The sequence below is a fragment of the Clostridioides sp. ES-S-0048-02 genome, from assembly GCF_020658495.1.
Taxonomy (GTDB): domain Bacteria; phylum Bacillota; class Clostridia; order Peptostreptococcales; family Peptostreptococcaceae; genus Clostridioides.
The window spans coordinates 103,524-117,717 of the sequence record NZ_JACVWH010000010.1 but is presented as its reverse complement, the minus strand read 5'-3'; the positions used below and the strand labels follow the sequence as shown (position 1 = coordinate 117,717).

Sequence of the window (14,194 nt, the reverse complement as noted above, 5' to 3'; positions counted from 1 at the left end):
TGTGGTTACAATAGCAGAGAGGATACACCTGTTCCCATTCCGAACACAGAAGTTAAGCTCTCTAGCGCTGATGGTACTTGGTGGGAAACTGCCTGGGAGAGTAGGACGTAGCCACGTAATTTTTTTTATTTTTGTCAAAAAAAACAAAAAAATTACGTATTTCTTTTTTCATTTTGGGAAAACTAAACACAGGAATTATGGATTATCATAAAAATTTAATTCTTAAGGAGTGATATGAATGAAGAAAGTTGCTTTAGTTTTAGCTATAATTGGTGCACTTAACTGGGGAGCAATTGGTATTCTAGGAACAGATTTAATAGGTAGCATTTTCGGTGGAACATATGAAATGATAAGTAGAATAATATACTTTGTTGTGGGTCTAGCTGGATTGTATTTAATACCAAGTTTAATGTCTGATGACAGAGAATAATTCAATTTTTACTTTTTTATATTAAATACCTCATTCTAAATATTTAGAATGAGGTATTTTATTTTATAAAAATATTAATTTGTATCTTTTTTAATGGTAAAATAGATAGGAATCGAAGTTTTCAAACAAGTGGTAACAGTAGGGAAAAAGGAGTAATATATGTTTATAATTAATGAATTGAGTGAAATTGTAAATAAAGAAGTAATATCTTTTCATATGCCTGGACATAAAAAGGGAAAAATATATGAAAAATTAGGATATATAAATGTATTAGAAAATTTGTATAAAATGGATACAACTGAGATAATAGGGACAGATAATTTACATTCCCCAGAAGGAATTATAAAAGTCTCTCAAGAAAATACTGCAATGGTATTTAAAAGTGATTATACATATTATTTAATAAATGGAAGCAGTTGTGGCATCCAATCTGCAATAATGTCAGTGTGTAATCCTAAAAGTAAAATAATTGTGAATAGAGACTGTCACCAATCTGTTATAAACGGATGTATTTTGGGTGATGTAGATATAGAATATATTCCTTGCGAAATATGCAAAAATACTAATATTTTAAAAGGTGTGAATGTAATAAATGTAATTGATATAATAGATAAAAACTTAGATGCAAAAGCAATATTGCTTACATATCCTACATACTATGGAATGACATATGATTTGGAATATATCTGTAATTACGCACATAGCAAAAATATGGTAGTAATAGTAGATGAAGCACATGGTGCACATTTAGGACTTAGTGAGAAACTTCCTAAAACAGCTCTTGAGCAAGGTGCAGACGTGGTTATACAAAGTACTCATAAAACACTTCCATCTTTTACTCAATCATCAATGATACATGTACAGGAAGATAGAGTTGACTTAGATAAAATTTCAAACATGTTAAGAATTACTGAATCTTCAAGTCCTTCCTACTTATTATTATCTTCACTAGAATTGGCTGTAGATATATATGAAAATAAAGGCAAGGAATTAATGGAAGAGCTTTTAGATAATATCCAAAATTTCAAAAATAATGTTAATAAAAATCTTGAAATATATAGTACAAATGATAAAACAAAAGTGTTCATATCTGCTAAAAATATAGGATTAACAGGATATGAATTAGAAAATATCTTAAGAAAAAAATATAATATACAGGTAGAGTTGTCTAATTATTATGGCGTTCTATTAATCTGTACAATAGGAAATAGTACTCAAGATTTCATTAGCTTAGAAACGGCATTAGATGATATTGTAATAAAAGAATTTAAATCTACAAAGCTAGATAACATAAAATATCCTGTTGATATTCCACAGAAAATATTAACACCTAGAGAAGCATTTTATAAAACTAAAAAAAGTGTTAAAATATATGACAGCATAGGTAAAGTATGTGGAGAATCTATAGTACCATATCCACCAGGGATAAATATAATATCTCCTGGCGAAATAATAAGTAAAGAAATAATAGATTATTTAAAGTTTTGTAGTTCTAAAGGTATGGTTATAAGTGGACTTAAAGATATGACTTTAAATTTTATAGAAATAATAGATTTAGAACATATATAAAGTAGGATTACTATGAAAAATCTATAGAATATTTATATATAAATTTATTTGAATAATATACTAAAATAGGCAAAATGTTTAGATGGAGGATATTAAAATGAGAGGTAAGTTAATAATTATAGAGAGTGGTTCAGATGCGAGTGGAAAGGCAACTCAAACAAAAAAATTATATGAAAGACTAAAAAAAGAAGGCTATATGATTAAGAAGGTAGAATATCCAAATTATGAGTCTCAATCATCTGCTTTGGTAAAAATGTATTTGAGAGGGGATTTTGGTAAAAATGCCTCAGATGTAGACCCATATATAGCATCAACTTTTTTTACAGCGGATAGATATGCATCATTTAAAACCGATTGGGAGGAATTTTATAATAAAGGTGGAATAATTATCGCTGATAGATATACAACCTCTAATATGGTGCACCAAGCTTCTAAAATGGACATTGCTGATAGAGAGGAATATCTTAACTGGCTGGCTGATTATGAATTTAATTTATTTAAAATACCTCAACCTGATTGTGTTGTATTTTTAGATGTTCCTATTGAGTTTAGTGAAAAACTTATGGAGAATAGAAAAAACAAAATTACAGGAGAAAAAGAGAAAGATATTCATGAAAGTGATATAGAGTATTTAAAGAAATCTTATAATAATGCTTTATATATAGCAGATAAATATGATTGGAAAAAAATAAATTGTGTTTCAAATAATAAATTAAGAAGTATTGAAAGTATACATAATGAAGTTTATGAAATAGTTCTTGATTCAATAAAATCTATGGAGAGATAAATATGTATTTTGAAAATATTATAGGACAAGATTTTGCAAAAAAATATTTAATAAATTCTATAAATAAAAATAAACTTAATAATGCGTATATGTTTGAAGGAATAGATGGAATAGGAAAAAAGAAATTTGCTGATGAGCTATCAAAATTGTTACTTGACTATGTAAATCTAGAAAATAGTCCAGACTATGTACTTATAAATCCAGATGGAAATAGTATAAAAATAGCTCAGATTAGAAACTTACAATCAGATATAGTAGTACGACCTCATAAAGACTATAAAATATATATAATAAATAATGCTGAAAAGATGACGGTAGAAGCTCAAAATGCCCTTTTAAAGACATTAGAGGAGCCTCCAATTTACGCTATAATAATTTTAGTCACAAATAATAAAGAATCATTATTAGAAACGATAAAATCTAGATGTGACATAATAAAGTTTTCGCCTATACCAATAGCAGATTTAAAAACTTATTTAATAAATAAGGGCATAGAAGAAGAAAGAGCCCAAATATTGGCCACTTTTTCAAGAGGTAGTATTGAAAATGCTTTAGACTTATCTCAGTCGGCTGAGTTTTCAGTAATGAGGGACGATATACAACAATATATCCAAATAATGCTAGATAAAAATATAGTAGAGATTCTAAATATACCAAATAACATGGAGAAATATAGAAATCAGATTATAAGTTTATTGGATATTATGATAAACTATTTTAGAGACATTATTTTATTAAAAGAAAATGTAAATAGAGATATGTTAATAAATATAGATAAGCTAGTTTTTATCCAAAACATGAGTGGAAAAATTAGTTATTCTCAATTATCTAAAATTATTGATATAATAGAAGGTACAAAGACTAAAATTAAAAGTAATTGTAATTTCAATATAAGCATACAAGTTATGTCTTTAAATATATACGAGGTGATTAAATGATAAAAATAGTAGGAATTAGGTTTAAAAGTGCGGGGAAAATATATTATTTTGATCCTGTTGATTTTAATATAGAGCAAGATATGGATGTAGTTGTAGAAACTGCAAGAGGTTTAGAGTATGGTAAAGTAGTGGTTGGGCCAAAAGAAATGGACGAGAGCGAATTAGTTTCTCCTTTAAAGCCAATTATAAGAATAGCTACAGAAGAAGATAAGAAAATATATTTAGAAAATAAGGAAAAAGCAAAAGAGACTTTTGAATTATGTCAACAAAAGATAAAAGAACATGAGTTAACAATGTTTTTAATAGATTGCGAATATACATTTGATAGAAATAAATTGATTTTTTACTTTACAGCAGAAGGTAGAATAGATTTTAGAGAATTAGTAAAAGATTTAGCTGCCATATTTAAGACTAGAATAGAACTTAGACAAATCGGTGTTAGAGATGAGGCAAAGTCTATAGGAGGTCTAGGACCTTGTGGTAGAAAGCTTTGCTGTTCTTCTTGGTTAGGTGATTTTCAACCAGTTTCAATAAAAATGGCAAAAGACCAAAGCTTATCTTTAAATCCAACAAAGATATCTGGTATATGTGGAAGATTATTCTGTTGCTTAAAATATGAACATGATGTATATAGTGAAGCAATAGAAAAAATGCCTGTTGTGGGTGCATTGGTGCAATCAGATGATGGAAAAGGAAAAGTTGTAGAGGTAAATCCTTTGCTAGAACAAATCAAAGTGGAATTCCAAGACAAAACAGTAAAAATATATACAAGAGAAGATATAAAAATACTTAAAGAGCCTAAAAAGTGTGAGGGCTGTGGTGGTAAATGCAAGGGCAATGATGGATTAGATGAAGCTACACTAAAGGAGTTAAAGAAATTAGAAGATTAAATTTAAGGTAGGGCTTCTCCTACCTTTTTTAAAGCAATTAATGCTTAGAGCTACTAATATTTGAGGAGAGTTATATATGGGCATACAATTAAAAGATTCAGAGAGAATCGACGATTTACAATTAAAAGGTCTTAAAATTATACAAGATACTAATGGGTTTTGTTTTGGTATAGACGCTGTTTTATTAGCTAATTTTGCAAAAGTAAAAAAAGATGCTAAAGTTGTTGATTTAGGCACTGGTACAGGAATTATACCAGTTCTAATTGCAGGTAAAAGTGAAGCTAAGAAAATTATTGGTGTAGAAATACAAGATGATGTATATGAAATGGCAACTCGTTCTATAAAACTAAACAATTTGGAAGAAAGAGTTGAGATTATAAATGGAGATATAAAATCAATAGACAAAGTTTTGGAAGTTAATGGATATCATGTAGTTACATCAAATCCTCCATATATGCATATTGATGGTATAAAAAATCCAAATGATAAAAAAGCAATATCAAGGCATGAAGTAAAATGTAATCTAGAGGATGTAATAAAGACCGCATCTAGATTAGTTATGCCTAGAGGTAAATTTTTCATGATACATAGACCAACAAGATTGGTTGATATAATAACTTTAGGGAGAAAATACAGATTAGAGCCAAAAGTTATTCAGTTTGTTCATCCAAGACCTAAAAAAGCACCTAATTTGGTTTTGGTTCAATTTGTAAAAGATGGCAGACCAGAGCTTAAGATATTAGCCCCACTATATGTCTATGGAGAAGATGGTAATTATACAGAAGAATTAAAATTAATATATAATAATGAAGATATAGGAGAGTTATAGATGAGTGGAAAATTGTACATATGTCCAACACCAATTGGAAATTTAGAGGATATAACGTATAGGACTTTAAGAATCTTAAAAGAAGTAGATTTGATTGCGGCAGAAGATACAAGACACAGTATAAAGCTTTTAAATCATTTTGAAATCTCAAAACCTTTGACTAGCTATCATGAGCACAATAAAGATTCAAAAGGTGATTATTTAATCAATAAATTAATTGATGGAGAAAACATAGCTTTAATAAGTGATGCAGGTATGCCTGGTATATCTGACCCAGGAGAAGAGATAATAAGACAGTCCATACAAAATAATATAGAGATAGAAGTATTACCAGGAGCAACAGCATTTGTAACAGCGTTGGTTGGCTCTGGTATGGATACACATAAATTTGTTTTTGAAGGTTTTTTGGATAGAGATAAAAAAGTTAGAAGACAACAGCTAGAAGAAATAAAAGAGGAAAGCAGAACTATAATTTTTTATGAATCACCACATAGATTGAAGGATACACTAAAAGATATGCTTAAAATTCTTGGAAATAGAAAAATTTCTGTAAATAGAGAGCTCACAAAAAAATATCAAGAGATAATAAGAGAAGATATAGAAACTGTTATAAAAATATTTGAAGAAAACGAAGTAAGAGGAGAGTTTGTATTAATAGTAGAAGGTTTCTATGGTGAAAAATCAGAAAAAAGAGATTATGATGCTCTTACAGATAGAGAATATGTTTTAAAGTTAATTGAAAGTGGTATGAACAAAAAAGATGCAATAAAAGTAGTTTGTAAAGATAGAAAATTAAAAAAGGATATTGTTTATAAACAAGTTCTGGATTTATAAAACCTGAATCTGAGGTGATTTTATGGAAATAGGAAAAATTATAATAGAGAGTTTAAAAAGGAAAGATACACATAAAACGTTTATAGAGTTGGATAAAAAGAATGAACTAGAAAAAGCAATCCCTAAAGTAAAAGCAATGAAATCTGTAGGAGAATGTAAATATCATGTTGTTAACTGTTTTGAACATTCTATAAATGCATTAAAAGAATTAGAAGTAGTGCTAAATGACAAAGAATTTTTTCCAAATCATTTGAGAGAACATGTGTCAAATTATTTGAATTTATATATTGAGGATGAAATAAATAAGTCACAAGCATTAAAGTTAGGAATCTTTTTACATGATATAGGAAAGCCAGATAGTGTAACTTTAGATGAAACAGGTAGAGTTCATTTTACAAATCATGAAAAAATAGGTGCACAAATAGTAAATAATATGGGTACAAATTTAGAGTTATCAATACAGACATATAAACTTATAAGTAAATATGTAAGATATCATATGATACTTTTATCTTTATATAAGAAAAATGATTTGAGTAAAAAAGAGTTAGCTAATGTATTTAATTTAGTAGATGAAGATACTATAGGTATAATATTACTTGGATATGCAGATATAGTATCTACTATAAAACTATTAGGCAAGGACGAAGAAGTAGGAGTATTAAAGACCTATATGGAATATATTCTAACAAATTACTTATATAAGAGTAATTATACAAATGTATAAAGTTAGTTAATATAGTTTAAGACTTATACAGTTGATTTAAATTTAAAATATACAAATTTTAAAAACCTAAAAGAAGTTGTCTTTAATAGAATTAAAAAAGACAACTTTTTTTACATCAAAACTTAAAATTTTATTAAAAATATTTAATGGTGTATTAGCGAATAAACCATTAATGTTCAATTTATCTTACAATATTGATTTTGCTTGTATCGGTGTTGATAATATAACAGATGTCTTGGTAGAACCTATTTTCTTTATAGTATCAATCACGTTTTCTAATTCATACATATCTTTTACAATAACTTTTAAAAGTAAGCAATCATCACCTGTTATGTGGTGACATTCTACAATTCTAGGGTCCTTTCCAGCAGACTCAATGAATTCTGTATATCCATTACTTGGAAGAGATATGTGAATAAACGCTTTTATAACTCTACCTAATGAATCTGGATTAACAATTGCTTTATATCCTTCTATAACACCAGATTCTTCTAATCTCTTGACTCTTTCTGAAACTGCAGGAGAAGTTAAACCAACTATTTTTCCTAAGTCCTTCATAGAAATTCTCCCATCATCCTGTAAAATTTCTATGATTCTGTAATCTGTAACATCCATAAATAAACAGTCCCCCTTAAATAAAAATAATTAATGCCTATAAAACTTTTTTAGAATCTATCATTTTTGTTTTTAAATACCAAAGATCTCTAGATAAATCAACCTTGTAAATGTGTGGATTCGAAAGTCTTTTGTATTGTTCCCAGATAGTACTTAATTCATATTGTACATGATTTCTTATTTCAAGAACAGGTTTTTTATTATATTTGCATATTCCTTTTATATACAATGGCTTAAGAAGCTCTTTAACTTTATAATTTGTAAACGTCTTCGTTTTCCATGTATATGTAGGATGGAAGATTTCTAAAGGTTTAGATTCATCTATAACTTCATCATGTAACATAATTAAATCTGCCTCTGCTTTATTGTCCTCGTTATATATTCTTATAACTTTCTTGTAACCAGGATTATTTATTTTTTCTGGATTTTCAGAAATCTTTATCTTAGGTTCAAGAGTTCCTTTTTCACAAGATGCAGCTAATTTGTAAACTCCTCCAAGAGAAGGTGAATCGAAAGATGTAATGAGTTTCGTACCTACTCCCCATGAATTTATAGTAGCTCCTTCTGCCTTAAGTGATGTTATAGTGTATTCATCAAGGTCATTAGATGCAGTTATACTAATATCTGAAAAACCAGCACTATCGAGTTGTTTCTTTGCTTCTTTAGATAGATAAGCTAAATCTCCAGAGTCTAGTCTTATACCCATAGGTTTGTATCCTTTTTCAGAAATATTTTTGAAGACTTTTATTGCGTTAGGTACACCACTATTTAATACATCATAAGTATCCACAAGTAGTAGGCATTTATCTGGATAAACATCAGCATATGCTTGGAATGCTTCAAGCTCAGTATCAAATTTTTGTACCCAACTATGAGCATGTGTACCAATTATAGGAACATCAAACATCTTTCCAGCTAATACGTTTGCAGTTCCAGAACAGCCACCAATTACAGCAGCTCTAGCTCCATATATACCTGCATCTGGACCTTGTGCACGACGTAATCCAAATTCAAGTACAGTATCTCCTTGAGCTGCAAAGCAAACTCTAGATGCTTTTGTAGCAATAAGAGATTGAAAATTGACTATTGTCAACAATGCTGTTTCAATAAGTTGAGCTTGATACAAGGGTGCTTTAACAGTAATCAATGGCTCATTAGGGAACATTATAGTCCCTTCTTCAACAGCATAAATATCTCCTGTAAACTTAAACTCTTTCAAAAATTTTAAAAACTTGTCAGAAAATAAATTTAAGCTTTTTAAGTACTCCAAATCTTCATCTGAAAAATGAAGGTTATCTATGTATTCAACAACCTGATCAATACCACAAACTATAGTATACCCTCCATCACAAGCGTTTTTTCTAAAAAACATATCGAATACAACAATGTCTTCGTGAATATTTTTTTCAAAATAGCCATTTAACATAGTAAGCTGATATAAATCAGTAAGAAGTGTTAGATTTCTCATTATTTCTCTCCTTAATTATTATTAAATATTAAAAATTATAAAAACTCCCACACTTATACTAAAACATAATATAGTACAACTTTCAAGTATAAAGTATTACCTAACTATCATAAAATTATTTAAAGAGGAGGTTGATTATAATAGGAAAAATATGGTTTTACATGGTATCAATAGGAATAATAGGAAGTTTGATTTCTAAAAATATGGGAGAATTAAATAAAGTTATATTGAGTGAAACATCAAAAGGTATAGAATTTGCAATAAGTCTAGCTGGTATTATGGCACTCTGGATGGGTATAATGAATATTGCAAAAGAGTCAGGCTTGATTGAAAAAATAGGTCAGAAATTAAATCCTATAATGAGAAGATTGTTTCCTTCTATTCCAAAAGGTCACAAAGCAATGTCTTATATAGTTATGAATATTGCCTTGAACATGTTGGGTGCTGGGAATGGTGCAACAGCATTTGGCTTAAAAGCAATGAGTGAGCTTCAGACTTTAAATAACAAAAAAGATACAGCTACCAATGATATGATTATGTTTATGGTAATAAACATATCATCTATACAGATAATTCCATTTACTATAATTAAATTAAGAATGGATATGGGAGCTCAAAACCCAAGTGAAATAATTTTTACAACTTTATTTGCAACCATAATATCTACAGCAATAGCAATAATAACATGTAAATTTTTTCAAAGAAGATATAGATAAAGGGGATGTAGATATATGGAAGTATTTTCAAACTTACTTATACCAGTAATAATTTTGTACATAGTAGTTTATGGTAAATATAAAAAAATAGATGTATATGATAGTTTTGTAAAAGGGGCAATTGATGGTTTAAAGGTTGCATGGGATATTTTACCTTATATAATAGGTATATTTTTAGCAATAGGAATATTTAAAACTGGTAAAGGTCTTGATATGTTAGAATGGTTATTTACACCAATAGCAAATATGATGAGTATACCAAAAGAATTAATAGGTTTAATAAGTGTAAAACCTTTATCTGGAAGTGGTGCCTTGGGAATGTATAGCGAACTTGCACATAGAGTTGGAATAGGCAGTTTAGTAGAAAAAATGGGTGCTACAATTGTAGGCTCTTCTGAGACTATTTTTTATACAATGGCAATCTATTATGGGAGTTTAAAGATAAAAAATACTAGACATACATTGTCATGCGCTATGATTAGTCATGTTGCAGGAGTTATAGCAGCAGTTTTTATTTGCTATGTAATATTTGTATAATTTGTTGACAATGTGGGAAAAATTTTATAATATAGTGATTATATAGAAATAAATTGTAATATGAATTATAAGCTATGAAAAGAAGAGTAGATAAGTATTTTTTCTATCAGAGAGCTAGGTTAGGTGAAAGCTAGTGTAAAAAGATTTATTGAAGATGGTCTTGGAGCTTTTTATCTGAGCATATATGCTAGGGTAAAACGGTTGGGCACGTTATAGTCTACTAAGATATCTATAAAGTTAATTTCTACATTTCATGTGAAACATAATCGTTATAGATGAATTAGGGTGGTACCGTGAATAATCTCGCCCCTATGTTAAATCATAGGAGGCGATTTTTTATTATTTTAAATGAAATATATATAATTATGAACGATAAAAAATTAGGAGGTAAGTAATATGAGCAAACCGAGTTTTTATGTAACAACACCAATATACTATCCAAGTGGAGGATTACACATAGGTCATACTTACTCAACAGTAGCTGCAGATACAATAGCTAGATTTAAACGTTTCTGTGGATATGATGTAAAGTTTTTGACAGGAACAGATGAACATGGTGAAAAAATACAAAAGAAAGCAATAGAACAAGGAATGTCAGAAATAGAATACCTTGATGGAATGATAAAAGATATAAAAGCATTATGGAATACTATGGATATATCTTATGACGATTTTATAAGAACAACAGAAAAAAGACATACAGATATAATACAAAAAATATTTACTAAGTTATATGAACAAGGTGATATATACAAAGGAGAGTATGAAGGTAGATATTGTACTCCTTGTGAGAGTTTCTGGACAGAATCACAGCTATTAGAAGGAAACAAATGTCCTGATTGTGGAAGAGAAACATACTTAGTAAAAGAAGAATCTTATTTCTTTAGACTATCTAAATATGAAGATAGATTAAAAGAGTTATTTAAAGACGATAGTTTCTGTTTCCCAGCTGCTAGAAAAAATGAAATGGTGGCAAATTTCTTAGATAAAGGGCTAGAAGATTTAAGTGTAACAAGAACAACTTTTGACTGGGGAATAAAAGTTCCTTTTGATGAAAAGCATGTAATTTATGTATGGGTAGATGCTTTATGTAACTATATAACAGCATTAGGATATATGACAGATAATGATGAAGAATTTAAAAAATATTGGCCTGCAAATGTTCAAATAGTAGGTAAAGAGATAGTGAGATTCCATACAATAATATGGCCAGCACTTTTAATGGCTTTAGGTTTAGAAGTTCCAAAACAAGTATTTGGTCATGGATGGATATTGTTTGCTGATGATAAAATGAGTAAATCAAAGGGTAATGTTGTTTATCCAGAGCCAATAATAGAAAGATATGGAATAGATACTCTTAAATATTTCTTATTAAGAGAGTTTGCATTTGGTCAAGATGGAAGTTATACTCATAGAAATTTTGTAACAAGAATAAATTATGACCTAGCAAATGATTTAGGAAACTTAGTAAGTAGAACTGTAGCAATGGTTGAAAAATACAACGGTGGTATAATACCAACAGTAAAAACTTCAACTGATTTTGATGCTGATTTAAAAGAGCAAGCTGTATCAACTAGAGAAAATTTTGAGGCTGAAATGGATAAAATGCAATTCCATGAAGCATTAGAGAGTGTATGGAAACTAGTTAGAAGAACTAATAAATATATAGATGAGACTATGCCTTGGGTACTTGCTAAAGATGAAAGTAAAAAAGATGAATTAGATACAGTTTTATATAATTTATGTGAATCTATAAGAATAATTGCAACACTAATAAATCCTATAATGAATGAAACTGCTAATAAGATATATGCACATATAGGAATAAAAGGTAAAGATGACATAACTACATGGGAAAGCACAAAGACATTTGGTCTTATTGGAGAAAATGTAAAAGTGTTTAAAGGCGAACCTTTATTCCCAAGACTAGATGTAGAAAAAGAAATAGAAGAATTAACTAAAATGTTTTCTGGGAAACCTCCAGTAGAAGAAAAACCTTTAGAGCATAAAGAAGAAATTACTATTGATGATTTGGATAAAATAGAGCTTAGAGTAGGAAAAATAATAAGTTGTGAAAAGCATCCAAAAGCAAATAAATTATTAGTATCACAAGTTAAGATTGGACCAGAAACAAGACAAATAGTGTCTGGAATAGCTGAATACTATAAACCAGAAGATTTAGTTGGTAAAGAGGTTACAGTGGTATGTAACTTAAAACCAGTTAAGTTAAGAGGTGTAGAATCTCAAGGGATGATATTAGCAGCAGGAGATGATGGTGACCCTTATGTTCTACCATTTACACAAGGTGCCAAGGATGGATGCGAGGTTCGCTAATAGGCAATTAAACAGTAAGGAGATAAAAAATGTTATTTGACTCACATGCACATTTAAATGATGAAAGTTTTGATGAAGATAGAGATGAACTTATTGGTTCATTAAAAGAAAAAGGTGTAGATTTGGTTGTAAATCCAGGAGCAGATATAGAAACTTCTATAACAGCAATTGAACTATCAAAAAAATATGACTTTATATATTCGGCAGTTGGGGTACATCCACATGATGTATCAAAACTAGATGATACAGCAATAGACACTCTAAGAAGACTTGCAACTGAAAATGAAAAGGTTGTGGCTATAGGAGAGATTGGGTTAGATTATTATTATGATTATTCTCCAAGAGAAGAGCAAAAAGAGTGGTTTAAGAAACAAATTGAACTAGCTAATGAGTTAAAGCTTCCAATAATAATACATGATAGAGATGCACATGCGGATACTTTTGAGATAATAAAAAACACTAAGAGTCCTGAAATAGGTTGTGTGCTTCATTGTTATAGTGGTAATGTGGAATTAGCTAGAGAATATGTTAAAATGGGATGCTATATATCAATTCCAGGAACAGTTACTTTTAAAAATAATAAAAAAACTAGAGAAGTTGTAAGAGAGATACCTCTAGAAAGATTGTTTATAGAAACTGATTCACCATATATGTCACCAGAACCACATAGAGGAAAGAGAAATAATCCTTCTCAAGTAGCTTTTGTTGCAGATAAAATAGCTCAAGAAAAAGGAATATCTTATGAGGAAGTGTGTAAAATTACTAAAGAAAATGCGAAGAAGTTCTTTAATATAAAATAAGTAAATTAAAAATAAAATTTACAATTATACAAAAATAATAGTTACAAAAATAATAGTTATAAATATAGAAAAAGCATACCATTCAGTTTGAATGGTATGCTTTTTTTATTTGTAATATTATAATTTTTTATTAGTTTTACAACATACTTCTTAACATTGTTAAAAAAGAATTTACAAGATATTCACTAGAATTAACTCAAACATAATATCCATTTAACTTAGATTGTATATTATATTCTTAGAAATAAGTAAATAAAGGAAAGATTAAGGAGGCAAAATTTTGCATACAGTTGATAGTACTAAGATATTGATAAATATGAACTATGAGAAATTAGAGCAAATATATTTAATGATAAAAAATACATCAAGCATTTCTATAATTAAAGCCCCTAGCTTAGCTACAGTGATGGTGAGAGCCAACGAAAGTGTAAAAAATACTACATTTAATTTAGGAGAAATACTAGTTACAGAGTGTAGTGTTAAGGTAGATGAAAGCTTAGGTTATGGTATAGTTGCAGAAAATAATGAAAAAAAAGTTATTTGCTTGGCAACTATAGATGCAGTTTTACATAGCAATAATAATAAATTTGATGAATTAAAGAACTACATAAATAAAAGTATCTGTGAAGAAAGTTTAAGATATGAGCAAGAACTTATTAATGAATTTAGTTTAATTAATAAAACAAAAGTCCAATTCAATACTATGGATTAAGTAGGAGG

The 14,194-nt window shown here is 28.7% G+C and carries 15 protein-coding genes, 1 rRNA gene and 1 other annotated feature; of the genes, 14 read left to right on the top strand and 2 right to left on the bottom strand.

What is annotated here, in order from left to right; genetic code table 11:
* The 9 genes from rrf (at nt 1) to IC173_RS13895 (ending at nt 7,004) form a co-directional block, all read left to right on the top strand.
* Nucleotides 1-117 (top strand): 5S ribosomal RNA (rrf, locus tag IC173_RS13935).
* Nucleotides 118-238: 121 nt separating this feature from the next.
* Entirely contained in the window at nt 239-430 is a 192-nt protein-coding gene (locus IC173_RS13930; protein ID WP_227436395.1) for a DUF378 domain-containing protein, read from the top strand.
* Between the two features lie 159 nt (nt 431-589).
* Complete coding sequence (locus tag IC173_RS13925) at nt 590-1,999, top strand: aminotransferase class I/II-fold pyridoxal phosphate-dependent enzyme (RefSeq protein ID WP_227436393.1); 1,410 nt, start codon at nt 590-592, stop codon at nt 1,997-1,999.
* A gap of 97 nt (nt 2,000-2,096) precedes the next feature.
* A complete protein-coding gene (locus IC173_RS13920) occupies nt 2,097-2,786 on the top strand; it encodes a dTMP kinase (RefSeq protein ID WP_227436391.1) in 690 nt (229 codons plus the stop codon).
* Between the two features lie 2 nt (nt 2,787-2,788).
* Nucleotides 2,789-3,724, top strand: a complete 936-nt coding sequence (locus tag IC173_RS13915) for a DNA polymerase III subunit delta' C-terminal domain-containing protein (RefSeq protein ID WP_227855726.1) — start codon at nt 2,789-2,791, stop codon at nt 3,722-3,724.
* A complete protein-coding gene (locus IC173_RS13910; RefSeq protein WP_227436386.1) occupies nt 3,721-4,614 on the top strand; it encodes a stage 0 sporulation family protein in 894 nt (297 codons plus the stop codon). The genes IC173_RS13915 and IC173_RS13910 overlap by 4 nt, the downstream gene beginning before the upstream one ends.
* A 76-nt stretch (nt 4,615-4,690) precedes the next feature.
* Nucleotides 4,691-5,443, top strand: coding sequence for a tRNA1(Val) (adenine(37)-N6)-methyltransferase (locus IC173_RS13905; RefSeq protein ID WP_227855725.1), 753 nt, complete (start codon nt 4,691-4,693; stop codon nt 5,441-5,443).
* Entirely contained in the window at nt 5,444-6,277 is an 834-nt protein-coding gene (gene rsmI, locus IC173_RS13900; RefSeq protein ID WP_227436381.1) for a 16S rRNA (cytidine(1402)-2'-O)-methyltransferase, read from the top strand. It begins immediately after the preceding gene.
* 22 nt (nt 6,278-6,299) lie between these two features.
* Nucleotides 6,300-7,004, top strand: a complete 705-nt coding sequence (locus IC173_RS13895) for an HDIG domain-containing metalloprotein (RefSeq protein ID WP_227855724.1) — start codon at nt 6,300-6,302, stop codon at nt 7,002-7,004.
* Nucleotides 7,005-7,190: 186 nt separating this feature from the next.
* Here IC173_RS13895 and IC173_RS13890 read toward each other — a convergent pair whose 3' ends face one another.
* Both IC173_RS13890 and IC173_RS13885 read right to left on the bottom strand, forming a co-directional pair.
* Entirely contained in the window at nt 7,191-7,619 is a 429-nt protein-coding gene (locus tag IC173_RS13890; RefSeq protein WP_021386461.1) for an Lrp/AsnC family transcriptional regulator, read from the bottom strand.
* A gap of 37 nt (nt 7,620-7,656) precedes the next feature.
* Complete coding sequence (locus IC173_RS13885) at nt 7,657-9,087, bottom strand: nicotinate phosphoribosyltransferase (protein ID WP_227436377.1); 1,431 nt, start codon at nt 9,085-9,087, stop codon at nt 7,657-7,659.
* 131 nt (nt 9,088-9,218) lie between these two features.
* Here IC173_RS13885 and IC173_RS13880 point away from each other — a divergent pair, with 131 nt between their 5' ends.
* The 5 genes from IC173_RS13880 (at nt 9,219) to phnG (ending at nt 14,186) form a co-directional block, all read left to right on the top strand.
* Nucleotides 9,219-9,803 carry a nucleoside recognition domain-containing protein gene (locus IC173_RS13880; protein ID WP_227436375.1) on the top strand — a complete coding sequence of 195 codons (585 nt, stop codon included), beginning with the start codon at nt 9,219-9,221 and terminating at the stop codon, nt 9,801-9,803.
* Nucleotides 9,804-9,818: 15 nt separating this feature from the next.
* Nucleotides 9,819-10,340: a nucleoside recognition domain-containing protein gene (locus IC173_RS13875; protein ID WP_227855723.1), complete on the top strand. Its 522-nt coding sequence runs from the start codon at nt 9,819-9,821 to the stop codon at nt 10,338-10,340.
* A gap of 65 nt (nt 10,341-10,405) precedes the next feature.
* Nucleotides 10,406-10,654 (top strand) — a binding site (T-box leader).
* Between the two features lie 82 nt (nt 10,655-10,736).
* The gene (metG, locus tag IC173_RS13870) at nt 10,737-12,674 is read left to right on the top strand and encodes a methionine--tRNA ligase (protein ID WP_227825268.1); all 1,938 of its coding nucleotides are present in this window, start codon (nt 10,737-10,739) and stop codon (nt 12,672-12,674) included.
* A 29-nt stretch (nt 12,675-12,703) separates the two neighbouring features.
* A complete protein-coding gene (locus IC173_RS13865; protein ID WP_227436369.1) occupies nt 12,704-13,474 on the top strand; it encodes a TatD family hydrolase in 771 nt (256 codons plus the stop codon).
* 280 nt (nt 13,475-13,754) lie between these two features.
* Nucleotides 13,755-14,186 (top strand): phosphonate C-P lyase system protein PhnG, encoded by a 432-nt coding sequence (gene phnG, locus IC173_RS13860; protein WP_227436367.1) that lies wholly within the window; start codon nt 13,755-13,757, stop codon nt 14,184-14,186.
* Nucleotides 14,187-14,194: the final 8 nt, after the last annotated feature.